Origin of the sequence: Neobacillus niacini (assembly GCF_019749295.1) — a bacterium.
In the GTDB taxonomy this organism is placed as follows: Bacteria; Bacillota; Bacilli; order Bacillales; family Cytobacillaceae; genus Neobacillus; species Neobacillus niacini_D.
In genome coordinates this window covers 67,175-80,364 of record NZ_JACWFG010000007.1, presented here as the reverse complement: position 1 = coordinate 80,364, position 13,190 = coordinate 67,175, and the positions used below count along the sequence as shown (strand labels likewise).

11 protein-coding genes are annotated in these 13,190 nt (G+C 38.3%); 3 read left to right on the top strand and 8 right to left on the bottom strand.

The window, feature by feature from the left end; translation table 11 throughout:
* Window positions 1–454: 454 nt before the first annotated feature.
* The 7 genes from H0184_RS11440 to H0184_RS11410 form a co-directional block, all read right to left on the bottom strand.
* Window positions 455–3,670 (bottom strand): DEAD/DEAH box helicase, encoded by a 3,216-nt coding sequence (locus H0184_RS11440; RefSeq protein ID WP_221824576.1) that lies wholly within the window; start codon window positions 3,668–3,670, stop codon window positions 455–457.
* Between the two features lie 187 nt (window positions 3,671–3,857).
* Window positions 3,858–5,147, bottom strand: coding sequence for a DUF2254 domain-containing protein (locus tag H0184_RS11435; RefSeq protein WP_221824574.1), 1,290 nt, complete (start codon window positions 5,145–5,147; stop codon window positions 3,858–3,860).
* Window positions 5,148–5,394: 247 nt separating this feature from the next.
* Window positions 5,395–6,096, bottom strand: a complete 702-nt coding sequence (locus tag H0184_RS11430) for a hypothetical protein (RefSeq protein WP_221824572.1) — start codon at window positions 6,094–6,096, stop codon at window positions 5,395–5,397.
* Entirely contained in the window at window positions 6,096–6,833 is a 738-nt protein-coding gene (locus tag H0184_RS11425) for a hypothetical protein (protein WP_221824557.1), read from the bottom strand. The genes H0184_RS11430 and H0184_RS11425 overlap by 1 nt, the downstream gene beginning before the upstream one ends.
* A complete protein-coding gene (locus H0184_RS11420; RefSeq protein WP_221824555.1) occupies window positions 6,814–7,716 on the bottom strand; it encodes an ATP-binding cassette domain-containing protein in 903 nt (300 codons plus the stop codon). The genes H0184_RS11425 and H0184_RS11420 overlap by 20 nt, the downstream gene beginning before the upstream one ends.
* The gene (locus H0184_RS11415; RefSeq protein ID WP_221824552.1) at window positions 7,713–8,093 is read right to left on the bottom strand and encodes a GntR family transcriptional regulator; all 381 of its coding nucleotides are present in this window, start codon (window positions 8,091–8,093) and stop codon (window positions 7,713–7,715) included. Before H0184_RS11415 ends, H0184_RS11420 begins: the two co-directional genes overlap by 4 nt.
* A gap of 158 nt (window positions 8,094–8,251) precedes the next feature.
* Window positions 8,252–9,097, bottom strand: coding sequence for a VOC family protein (locus H0184_RS11410; RefSeq protein WP_221824550.1), 846 nt, complete (start codon window positions 9,095–9,097; stop codon window positions 8,252–8,254).
* Between the two features lie 264 nt (window positions 9,098–9,361).
* Between H0184_RS11410 and H0184_RS11405 the strand changes: the two genes are divergently transcribed.
* From H0184_RS11405 to tatC, 3 genes are all read left to right on the top strand, one after another.
* Complete coding sequence (locus H0184_RS11405) at window positions 9,362–10,981, top strand: PhoX family protein (RefSeq protein ID WP_221824549.1); 1,620 nt, start codon at window positions 9,362–9,364, stop codon at window positions 10,979–10,981.
* 211 nt (window positions 10,982–11,192) lie between these two features.
* Window positions 11,193–11,390 carry a twin-arginine translocase TatA/TatE family subunit gene (gene tatA / locus H0184_RS11400; protein ID WP_221824547.1) on the top strand — a complete coding sequence of 66 codons (198 nt, stop codon included), beginning with the start codon at window positions 11,193–11,195 and terminating at the stop codon, window positions 11,388–11,390.
* 83 nt (window positions 11,391–11,473) lie between these two features.
* On the top strand, window positions 11,474–12,181 hold the full coding sequence (gene tatC, locus H0184_RS11395) for a twin-arginine translocase subunit TatC (protein ID WP_221824595.1): 708 nt from the start codon (window positions 11,474–11,476) through the stop codon (window positions 12,179–12,181).
* A 50-nt stretch (window positions 12,182–12,231) separates the two neighbouring features.
* Here the strand turns inward: tatC and H0184_RS11390 are convergent, their stop codons facing one another.
* Entirely contained in the window at window positions 12,232–13,173 is a 942-nt protein-coding gene (locus H0184_RS11390) for a family 43 glycosylhydrolase (RefSeq protein ID WP_221824544.1), read from the bottom strand.
* Window positions 13,174–13,190: the final 17 nt, after the last annotated feature.

Here is a 13,190-nt window from a genome sequence, read left to right as displayed (position 1 = left end):
AGTTGATATAGCTCATTTGTTACGTTGGCTTAACTTTTATAGAAAGTTAAAAAATTGTTTGTTGACGTTACTGTTTGTTTAGTTTTCAAAGAGCAATGTTTTAACAACAGGATTCATTGTAACATTTCCTATCGTTTCGTGTCAATCACTTTTTTAAAAAAATCATTTCGTAATTAACAACAAAAATTATTTTACTTTATTTCAATAATAAAGTCAATACTTTTTTTAACATACATTTCGTTAACATTCTTTTTAAATGAATGTCCCCTATCGGGAATTACTATATTACTATTATATAAAGAATGAGTCAATACCTTTTTTGCAATTTAAATTTAAGTATATACGGACTCCTGCCTGTTTAATCAAACGTTTGATTAATTTTTTATAAAAGTTATTAATTCAATTTAATCAAACGTTTGATTAGTTACAATACATTAATCATGTAGACATTTCCTTATATCATCAATATCTCTCGAATATCTTCTTCAGTTAAAGAAGAACTTCCTTTATCTTTTGAATCGATTATTTCCTCAATTAATTCTCTCTTTTTTTCCTGCAGTTCATTCATTTTTTCTTCAATAGTGCCTCGGGCAACCAACTTGATGACTTGCACAATATTTGTCTGCCCCATCCGATGTGCTCGGTCTGCCGCTTGTTCTTCAACCGCTGGATTCCACCATAGATCATAAAGGACAACCGTGTCCGCACCCGTTAAGTTCAGACCCGTTCCTCCTGCCTTTAAGGAAATAAGAAACAAGTCACGTTCCCCTGCATTAAATCGATTTGTAAGCTCCAGACGCTCTTCCGACGGGGTTTGTCCATCAAGATAGAAGAAAGGCATTCCTTGAACAGCCATTTCTCTCCCGATTAGCTGGAGCATCTTTGTGAATTGGGAAAAGATCAACACTCTTCTTCCCGCAAGCTTTGCTTCCTCAATAATCCTAAGCAATTGTTCGAATTTTGCAGAACTTCCCTTGTACCCGTCTACAAATAAACCTGGATGACAACAGATTTGCCGCAGCCTTGTTAATCCAGCGAGGATTCTTATTTTATTTTTCCGAAGTGTGTCCTTATCTAAATGTTTCAGCGTGTCATGTCTAAGCTTCGCTAAATAAGCTCCATATAGCTTCTTCTGTTCTGGTAGTAATTCTACTAAGTCAACAGATTCAATTTTCTCAGGAAGCTCTGTTAGAACATCTTCCTTCAACCTTCTAAGTAAAAATGGACGGACTCTTCTTGCAATCTGCTTTCTCGTTAAGTGACTATAATCCTTAAGCCCTTGGAATAGTTCAGGAAATACGACATGAAAAATGGACCAAAGCTCTTCTGAAGAATTTTCTACTGGAGTCCCAGTCAGCGCAAAACGGTAATCTGACTGTATTTTCTTAACTGCTCTTGCTGTCTGCGTTATAGGATTTTTAAAAGCCTGGGCTTCGTCAAAAAACACGGTATGAAAGGTTTGCTTCTCGTACCACAAAATATCCTTACGCAACAAAGGATATGAGGTTATTGCAACATCTGTATCTAATATTTGTTTTTGTTTAGCTGTCCGCTCTGTTTTAGTTCCATCTAATATAACTGCATGTACTCCTGGAGCAAATTTATGGATTTCACTAAGCCAGTTATAGGTTAATGAGGCTGGACAAACGATTAGAACCGGGTGCCGTTTATTACGAACGTTCGGAAGCTCTGAAAGGATATAGGCAATACTTTGAATTGTTTTTCCCAATCCCATATCATCTGCAAGAATTCCTCCAAATCCATAACTAGCCAGAGTTTTCAACCATTTGTAACCCTGGACTTGATAGCCTCTTAAAATCGGCTCAACTACTTCTGGTACCTCGAACTGCATAGTACTTGGATGATAGATGGTATCCAAAAACTGACGGAACGACTCCTCAAGTGTAAATGTTGAGCTGTCTTCAACAGAATCCAGCAATTTTAAACCCCGAACAATTGGAACATTCAACCCTGCTTCAAGATCCTCCGCCTGGACAGGTGCTGCTTTTAGAAAGCGTTGAATTTCTTCAAATTCTCTCGTCTCCAACGAGAGCAGCGCACCGTTCCGCAAACGATAATATTTCCTTTTTTCCTGAAGTGCAGCTAACACTTCTTTTATCTGTCTCTCCGGAATTCCATCCATATCAAATTTAAATTCCAGCCAATTGGTCCGCTCTTTTTTAACCTTTATTCTAATCTTTGGGATAGCATTTTCTTTAAAAATCCGGTTCCTGACTGCCGTTGTTGCATAAATTTGTACAAGCTTTTGCAGTTTCGGAACAACATGATATAAAAACTCATACTCCAACTCTTCATTATGCAAGTAATAGCCGCTGTCCGTACGAGCAAAGGAGCTCTCTTCCATCAATTGAATGATTTGATTTTCCTTTTCTTCGTCCCTGATTAGTATGGTGCCCGTCTTCACGTCACGGTCTTCTAATGGGTTGATCACGATATTTCCATATTGAAACTCCAATCCAGCTAACAGACGGTTTTTCAACCTATCTAAATAAAGTTTTGCAGCTAAAGGCTCTCTCCTGTAGGTATTCGTTAAATTTTGAGGCAATTCAACCTCACCAAGCTTCTTTAATCCAGGGACCACAGTTTCTATGAAATAATCAATTTGCTCATGTGGAATCTCTATTTGATTTGTTTTCGAAGCCTTTAACAGTTCATCGAGGTCTGCTAATCGTTTGCAATCTGTTTCTTCAAGCCGAATAAACTTGCCCTTATATAGAACAAAGTGATAAGAATCTAGTATGGTTAAATGATCTAACCCTTTAATCCTCAAATGATAGCCCCTGCCTGCTGATGGCCCAAATACAAACTTTAGGGGCAGGATTTTTTCCGATAACACCAAGCCTTCAAATGTTACCCCTTTATTCTCAACTTTCACAAATGGCGCCTTTACTAATAACGAAAGCAACCTTTCCCAAGAGGATGGCGGTATGAGTAACTGATCAGGGCTGTACAGTTCATCAAAATTGTTTGTTATGGTGCTAACATACATTTTTTCATCCTGCAGCACCTGGGATAGTTGTTGAATGACATTATCCGTCTCTTTTTGAAAGCAATGCTGATTAGAATCAAAGGTAAAAGTTTCGGAAAGAACACTTTGCTTTCCTTCTATAATATTGGATAAGAACTGGCGGATATTATTTACTTTAACGTGTCCAATCTCCAATTTTACTCCTAATAGGATGCGGTAATTTCCGATATCAACTGGTGTACAAAGAAAATTCGCTTCAAGGACCTGTCTATTCTCAAAATGAAGCTGATGTCCGCTTTTTCGTTTAGGCTGATCACTGAAAAGGTTGATTAATCCAGTGGTCAGCGCCTGTTTAGTTGAAGAGTCAACATCACTTACCACAATTGGGGTAGTTCCTTGCTGCTGATAATCATAAACAGCTAGTAAAACTGCTGCAATATGCTGACAATCCGTTCTAACAGAAGCGAGGGTTGGACAACTGCACGATGTTCGTAGATCTCCACTTTCTTCTATATCTATTGTGACATAGAAATCCTCTGTCCCTTTAACCGTCGCCTCACAATGCTCTGGACTATAATCATCAAAAAACACTTTACCTGCTCTATAAAAAGAATCTCCTCGTTTAAAGGAGACTGTTCCACACATTTCTTTAATACGTTTTTGACTTAAAGTAATATTCAAATGTCCCGCTCCTCTCCAAGGTATCTTTTATATAGATTATTGGCAACAGACACGACAGACAGCCTGAAAATCAACATTGTCCATTCCACACGGACAGTGTCCACGAGCGGTGCCTGTCACCGCTGTTTTTACTATTCTATAATTTCGATTCTAATATTTTATCATTTTTTATTTAGACATCACTAATTTAATTTTCACTGAGTGATTTTAGTATTGCTAGTTTATCTTGTAAATTTATTCGGTCTAGTTGTTTTAGTTGATCTAGATTTATTCCTTCGAGTATGTAATTACTGAATCCCCATACGATGTTTTTGATTTTTTTTCTGTTGTTTTCGACTATCATGATTAATGCATCAAAGATTGCCAGTATGACAGATATATCTTCTCTTCCATAGTGGATAATCTGGTAAAAGGTTGTATATAAAATCTCATGAAATCTTCTTTGAGGTAATATGACTCTTTCCAATCCATGTTCATCCTTAAATATAATGTAATTTCCATCCAAATTACATACCTTACCTAATGCTAATCCGAGATGATGGATACAATCAATCGCCGTGTTCGGATCATTAATGGCAGGTGAAATAGCCCTTAAGGTAATTTCTACTATTTTTTTCAAAGCCATTTCTTCATCCTGCATCGTTGTTCTATCACTTCCGACTGTAATAAAAGGATGATAATCTACATTTAAATTTTCTCCATGATGATAAACCGTTAAGATATTTGTATTTTCCGTAATAAACTGGCCAATGTTTTGGTTTATCTCAATAATATGATCATTTTCAATGGCTAATCGTAACATCTCATTATAATCCAATAATTGAAGATACCCATAGTTATTACTATAAAGATTAGTTTTTATTTTGTATTGCGGCGGCTTTTGATATGGAGTCTTTACAATTGAAACATGCTCTTCATTTTTCACTAATTCAAGCTTTGTTTGAACTATTTCCAATACATCTTTGGTTAAAAGATCAATCAAATTAGTAACTTGTATATAAGTAGCAACATGATGTATAAAATAAGCAAAATAACCTAAACATACCAAAGCAAAAATGACTCCTACACCGGATGATATAACAGGATGGTCCATAGTACTTTTCATAAATAGAAGAGAAAAAATGGAATATACGAAACCTCCCATAAATACCCCTAACACCCGCATGGTAATCTTGCTGGTAACAAAATTACGTAATGTTCTAGGTGAAAATTGAGAGGAATATGTAGTTAGAACAACCATAATCGTTGAAAAGGTTATTGTCGTCATGGTTAAAAGCGAACCTGCAATAACTCCTAAAATAGTTTGTGCAAGTTCTACACTAGTAAGAAAGATAGTTGGAATAGTATGTTCGAATTGTTGATAAAATGTTGTATCGATCGTTATCACAGAGATTGCCAAAAGCATTGAAAATACACAATACAAACCAGGTGTCATCCAAAAACTACTTTTTATCAGCAATAGAAATCTCTGAATCACTTCAACCAACCTCCCTCATAAAAAAATCTCCTCATCATTTTTCACAACTTCCCCCCTTCTCAAACCAAACAATTATACCCCTTCGATAAAACCATCTATGACTGCTGCGCCCTTCAGAACAAATAAAAAAGTACCTTCAATTATGAAGATACTCTAGCGTTTACAATGTTTTTTGCCACGAAACACTGTCCGCCTCAGGTGGACAGTGTCCACGAGCGGTGACAGGCACCGTAAATTGGCACCGTAATTATTCAATAAATTGATAATTTATTCCGGATTTATCAACCAGTTCAAGGTCTTTAGGTATTTTTAGGTAAAGGATGCTGGTTCCACCATAAAAATGGGTGGCTCGGCTGAAGGGTTTTTCTCCTGTGAATTGGTTGACTGTGAATGCCTGCTGAAATTGGGAGAATTTGAGTTGTACTTTTTCTGGATTCATGATTGTTAATGTATTTTCATTTAGTTCTATGCGAAGAGGGTTTTCTAGCTCCGTTATTTCCATGTTATTTACGCCCGATCGTGTTTTGTAGTGTACTGCTTCAATTTTCCCATCATTCGTGGTTTTTCTCTCCACAATTATCGCGGTACTAATAAGCTCATCGTTTTCGGTTGCAATTGCAAGCTTCTGCCCCACGTAATCGAGACTCCATTTCTTATTGATGAATTTATTGTCTATACTATCGATATTTCCCTCACTCGCTGCTTCATATAACTCTGTGCTTTCTTTATCCAAGTCTTGGGTATCATTTAGGATTTTGTAGTTTATTTCTTTATTATCAGGAAGTAAGGGACTCACACCTGTACAAATAAGGAGTATAGCAGCATAGCCGCCCAGCATCCAACGTAAACGACTTCCCAGGATCCTTTTTTTCATCCTGCCACTGTTCATAACTCTTATAAATGCATAGATAATCATCAAAATTATAAGAAAAGGCATTACAAAAGTCATTACCGCACCTCCATTCTATTTGACAATGCAATAGAACCAGTAAAGAGCAATCCAACTATTACAAGTACTTTTAGAACAAATAATAAAATGGATGGTTCGGTAAATATAAATTGATAGATGCTCTTCACCCATTCAAAGCCCCTGCTTCCCGCACCAAGGATTCCCGCTCCGATAAAAATTCCTGGGATTACTGCCACAAATATTCTGCTTACCTGTACAAGTGTTCCAATAAAGTACCCGAGTCCGGAAAAAAGTAAGATGTAGAGAATCGTTGAACTGTATCCAAGTACTACTTCTGATAGTGAAAGATTAGCAGCAATATGCCCATGTCCGCCAAATAGGTACATGATAATTTTCATCAATGAGGTTGATAGCATCGCTGTGATTCCCCCAACGATACTGGCTGTTAGTAAAAATACCATGTTTGAAAGATTACTGCTTAATCGATTGGTTACAAATGCAAAATCATCATTTTTATAAGCAGATGTTGTAATCAATATCGCTGTAATAAAGGCCCATAATATAGTAAAAGTAATAACCAGATCAGCGGAATAAAACTGAACATCGATTTCAATACTTTCAGTGCTTGAGCCCATCATGCCAACGCCATTAAAAGAGAAAAGTACCGCTAATAACTGGATAAAAATGAGCGACATAAATACTTGTTTATACGCCTTTAATTTGTATTTATATAGATTTATAACAATATCCAGCATACTAGTCTTCACTAAAGACATCATCAATTCCCCCTTTTGTTTTACTTGTTAAATACACACATACATCACTAGAGGATACAGGCGTTAGGGAGAGACCTGATGTCTTGGCCTGTTGAGCTTCCGTATCAGAAAGGGTATTTCTAACAACAGCATACGTACGGTCTAATCCGATATTTTTCGTATAAATGACCTCTTTGTTTTCTGCCCACTCGTTTATCTTCCCTGTCAATCCTTGAATGCCAATGGCCCATTCTTTTAGTTCTCCTATCGGCATATGCAGATATTCTCTGCCACCTTTAAGGAGCAGGATATCTTCTAATAAGTCCTCAACTTCATTTAAGTGATGACTCGAAAGTAAAATGGTCCGGGGATATGAGATGTAATCCTTAAGCAATGCACGGTAGAAGTCTTTACGGACAGCAGCATCCATCCCAGTAGTGGGTTCATCAAACATCGTTAAAGCACATCGAGCACATAATCCTACTATCATATTAAATGTACTTTTCATCCCCTTAGATAAATCGTTGTAATAGTGGGCTGATTGGAAAGAAAAATAATCAAAAAGGCGGCCGGCAAGCTCATGATTCCATTTCTCATAAAAAGTCGGACATACATTTAGAATTTCCTTCAATGTTAAGGCTGTCGGGAAATTCATTTGGTCATCTATATAAATAACATTGGCTGAGACCATTAGATTGTTAAACGGTTTTTCTGAAAAAACCTTTATTTCTCCTGAAGTCTCTCGTAAGAAGCCGGCAATAATTTTTAGCAGCGTCGATTTCCCCGCTCCATTACGACCTATTAAACCCGTAATCTTATTTTCTTCAATTGTAAAAGATAGATTATTCAACGCTTTTGCTCTTCCATAAACCTTGGTTAATCCATTACATTCGATGACTCTCATTCCCCTGCCTCCCCCGTATTTACATCATTTATCATTTGAATTAGTTCCTCTTTGCTCACGTCCAACCGTTCTGCTTCCAGCGCAATCTCAAGGACTAACTTTTTTAAGGTTTGATTTTTCCGTTTATTGATGATAATTTCTTTCGCGGTCGGTGAAACAAACATTCCAAGTCCACGTTTTTTATATAAAATGTTTTCCTCTGCCAAAATTGTTAAGCCCTTTGCGGCGGTTGCTGGATTAATCGTAAACAATTCAGCAAGCTGATACTGTGAGTAAATTTTTTGGTCACTGCCAAAATTTCCGTTCAAAATCTCTCTTTCCAACCATTCAGCGATTTGCAAATAAATCGGCTGACTTCCGTCCATATTAAGAATCAAACCCTTTTCCTCCTTTCTCCGATATAGTACATTACTGTTGTAATGTACAATATCACAACCACCAAAAGTTTGACAGCCCAATTTTGGATATTTTTCCAATTAACTCAAAATAAAAGCCTGATTCCCTGTTTTAAAGGGAATCAGGCTTAAAATAGATGTTATAGTACCAACCTAATTTGATTTCCTGATGGATCGCTTACAACATAATACTCTGTTTCTTTTTGTACCGATGACCCTAACTGCTGCAGGTTCTGCACCGCTTTTTCCCTGGCTGCCTCATCAGGAAAAACTAGACTATACCATTTTAGACCTACACTATTTTGAGGAGCTGCCGCCGCCCCCACTCCCTGCCAAGTATTTATAGCAATATGATGGTGGTATCGGCCTGTTGACAAAAAGACCGCTTGTGGATAATGGCTGACAATCTCAAAGCCCAGTCCCTTTATGTAGAATTCTTCTGCCTTCTTCAAATCGCCAACATGAAGGTGAATATGTCCCATTAACGTCCCCTCTGGCAGTCCATTCCACTCCGCATCACTTTCTGCCAGGATACTATTCCCATCCAATTCCTCTGTCGCCATATCCACCAAACCATTTTTCCAGTTCCATTCTTTTGAAGGCCGGTCCCGGTAGACCTCTATCCCATTCCCATCAGGGTCATTAATATAGAGGGCTTCACTTACATAATGATCGGCTGCACCCAGCGGGTATCCAGTACCGAGAAAATGACGTAAAAAAACGGATAAATCTGCACGAGTTGGCAGTAGAATAGCAAAGTGATAAAGTCCTGACATTCGTCCTTCTTTCGGAATAACATTTTCTGGCTGCTCAAGAGTCACTAATGTGGTTTTTCCATCCGTCGTTAGAGCTGCCTTCCGATTTGTTTTTTCCAGAACCTGAAATCCCATAATATTTTGGTAAAAAGTTAAAGCATTATCTAAATCCTTCACTTTAATAGTGACTTCGCCGACATAAATATTTGGTTTCTGGTGAAAACCTTCCATACCTATAATACCCTCCATTCATTGCTCTTCTTATTATTCAGTTCCCTAACAAAAGAAATTCACACAAAAAATATGATTACTATCACAATTTATACTCTACTTTACAAACCTTATTCTTTGGACATTTCTTTACCAAATTTACAGATAATTAAAATAGTTCATTTTTTCTTTACAATTCTTTACACTCCCTTAATTAACATTCGATTTTGGACTGCCTATAATCATAGTGGAAGTTATAAATCGAATCAAAGGGAGAATGATTGTATGGATCGCCGTTTATTTTTAACTTATGTGGGAAGCAGTACCGCAGCATTAGTTGCCGCATCATCTGGGATTGGGGCATTAACAGGAAACGCTATGACAGGAAATCATTTAATGAATGGACAGCCATCTGGAAAGGGCAAGCCGCTGACTACACCATTTAAACCAATCAGCCGCTCATGGGAAAATGAGATGGTCCTACCTAAAGGGTATGATTACTCCATTATCGCTTCCTACGGTGATGTGATTAACTCAAAGGGTGAAAAATTTGGGGATGCTGCTGACTTAACTGTTTATTTTCCAATGGACAGCTTAAAGGGCGGAAACAATTCTGAAGAAGGCTTAATCTGGGTAAATCACGAGTTCCCTGAGCCAGAAAACTATATGAAAATGTTAGGAATCAATCAATCTACTTTTAAAAAAGAAAATCTAGCAAACTATCCAGAGCTTCTAAAAATGGAAAAAGAGGCTGTCGGTGGTTCCGTCATCCACGTAAAAAAAGAAAAAAAGGGTGGTTGGAAGCTTGTTGTTGATGATACATATAATCGCCGTGTCGACGGCAATACTCCAATTGAATTAACAGGCCCTGCACGAGGAAGCAAGTATGTAGGCGGTGCTAAGACTGTAGTTGGTTCATTAGGAAACTGCAGCGGCGGACGTACTTTATGGAATACCGTTCTATCCTGTGAAGAAAACACAGAATATGGGGATGACTACGGCTGGCCAAATTTTACGGATGAACATTACGGCTGGGTAGTCGAAGTTGATCCCTTTGATCCGAAAAGACCTGTTCGCAAGCATACTGCCCTTGGCCGTTTTGCCCACGAAAATACCGCAATGGGCTTAACCAACGATGGCCGAGTGGTTGTTTATATGGGAGATGATAAAGGTGATGCTTGTTTCTATAAATTTATTAGCAGCAAGAAGTTCAATCCTGTTAATCGCGAGGCCAATTTCGATATCTTAGAAAGCGGAACTTTATATGTCGCCAGCATGAGCCAGCAAAAATGGATTGCCCTTGATCACGCAGCAAACTCTAAGCTTCAGGGGCAATTTGCTGACCAAGCAGATGTCCTAACAAATGCACGAGCAGCAGGTCTAGCCGCAGGCGGAACTAAATTAGACCGTCCGGAAGACGTGGAAATTCATCCTCACGATGGAACAGTTTTCTTAGCGTTAACAAACAATACTGGTCATGGTAATTTTCATGGTCAAATTGTCCGATTTGTTCCGGAAAACGGTGACCATGCAAGTGAAGCCTTCACTTTTGAAGTATTTGTTGCCGGCGGACAGCAAAGCGGAATTACTTGCCCAGATAACCTGCACTTTGACAGCAAAGGGAACCTTTGGGTCGTAGAAGACTACGCTGCAACAGAAACGAATCAATATGCTTCTTATAAGAACTGTGGAGTATTCATGATTCCAACTGATGGGAAAAATTACGGGGAACCCTTCCAATTTGCTTCAGGTCCAAAAGGCTGTGAAGTAACAGGTCCTTGGTTAACTCCTGATGAGAGAACCCTATTCTTAGATGTACAGCATCCAAGCACATGGAACCCATACCCTGGTCAAACGTTTGGCCGCTCTTGTTTAATTGCCGTCCAAGGCGGAAGCTTTAAATAAGTTTATGTGGAAGGAGCCATTTCTCACCATGTTCGTTTGTTCAAGCCATGTAAGAGATGCCTTAAAGCTTATGTTCATTCCCCATGTTAAAGTCATAGCAGAGGAAGAAAGCTTTCGTTGTCATCTTTGTAAAAATAAAGCCAAATATAAGCTTTTCAGTTTTGGACATATACGAAAAAAAGCTAAAGAAGCTATCTAAGGAGGTTATTCTATGTTTCAAAATATTGGCGTCCCAGGTTTAATTCTCATTCTTGTCATCGCACTAATCATTTTCGGACCAGCAAAACTCCCAGAACTAGGTCGTGCTGTTGGCTCAACCCTAAAAGAATTTAAAAAATCAACCCGCGATTTGGTCGCAGATGATTCCGCCGATAAAGTACAGTCAAAAAAAGAAGAAAAAAGTATTTAAATGTTTATCTACGAAAGATGCGGGCAGCAGGTGGTGCTTGCATCTTTTTTTAAGGAGGGAAACCGTTGTCTACACCACATGAGATGGATTTAATCGGGCATTTTGAAGAATTACGAAAACGACTGATAATAATACTTGGAACCTTTATGGTGTTTCTCATTTTATCTTTTGTTTATGTAGAGGATATTTATCATTGGCTTGTTCAAGATTTAGAGGTTAAGTTGGCTATTTTAGGACCAAGCGATATTTTATGGGTGTACTTAGTACTGTCCTGTGTCATAGCTACTTCAGGGACAATCCCTATAGCCGCCTTTCAAGTTTGGCTGTTTGTTCGGCCAGCTTTAAAGGAAATGGAAAGGAAAGTCACACTTGCTTACATTCCAGCCTTATTCTTCCTTTTTATCGCGGGAATCAGCTTCGGATATTTTGTCATTTTCCCAATTGTTTTTCAATTCCTTCTCTCCTTATCGGAGGATATGTTTATGACCTTCTTTACCACAGAAAAATATTTTCAGTTCCTGCTGCATATGACATTGCCCTTTGGTTTTTTATTTGAACTGCCTGTCGTGATTATGTTCCTGACAAGTCTTGGAGTGTTGAACCCATACCGATTGCAAAAGATTAGAAAATACTCCTATTTTGTACTTATCGTCACCGCAGTATTAATTACTCCCCCGGACTTACTATCCGATATATTAGTAGTAATCCCACTCATCTTTTTATATGAGTGCAGTGTTTTATTATCAAAGGTAGTTTACCGGAGAAAACAAAAATTAAGCCTAGCTGCCTAGTAATTGTAAAAAAGACTTTGAGGCGCACTGCCCCAAAGTCTTTTCTATTCTTAGATATGCGGCCAGCCTTCTTGATCCCAAAACAATGGTTTTATCCTCAAAGTTGGTTTTCCTTTTTTCAAAGCATCATAGGCATGGTTGACAAGAAGGGACGAGTCGCCAGAAAAATAAACAGCACAATGCCCAGGACCAATCCATCTTTCATCTCCCGCGTCAATCAGTGTTCCTCCTCCCTCCATCATTGACACCCCATCTCGATCAAAATATGGCCCTGTAATATTCTTTGATCGGCCAACGACAATTTTATAGGTACTTTCTATTCCACGGCAGCAAAAATCAAAAGATACAAATTGATAATAATAGCCGTTACGGTAGACAATGAAAGGCGCTTCAATGGTATTTGGCTGTTCCGTTCTGCTCGAAATAGACAAAAGCTGCGTGCCCTCTGCCCTCTTCATCGATACAGGATCCAATTGAAAGAGCTTGATTCCGGACCAGAATGAACCAAAACTCAACCATGGCACACCTTCTTGGTCGAATATCAAATTGGCATCAATGGCATTGTAGTTGTCAGTCTCACTCGAATGGATCACATATCCCTTGTCCACCCAATTGTAATCAGGATTTTCGGGGTTAAGCGTGGTATTGGTTACTAAACCGATGGCGGATGTATTCTTCCCAAAGGTAGACACAGAATAGTAGATATAATACGTTCCATCGTGGAAATATATATCTGGTGCCCAAATACTTTCCTCCCCTTTTTCCTGTACATACTGCTTAGACCATTCAGGTAATGACGGAAATATTTGTCCAGCCTGCTTCCAGTTAACTCCATCTTCAGACGTTTTTATTTGAATGCCATTTCCAGTATGAAAAACATACCAGCGAGAATCTTCCTTAGCTAAAACCGGATCATGGGCCCATAGATCGCCTTTTAGGTCCCAATCCATTTCGTAAAAATTTACGTTATCAAATCCTTTTGAGTAATTCATCTATTAATCCTCCAAGT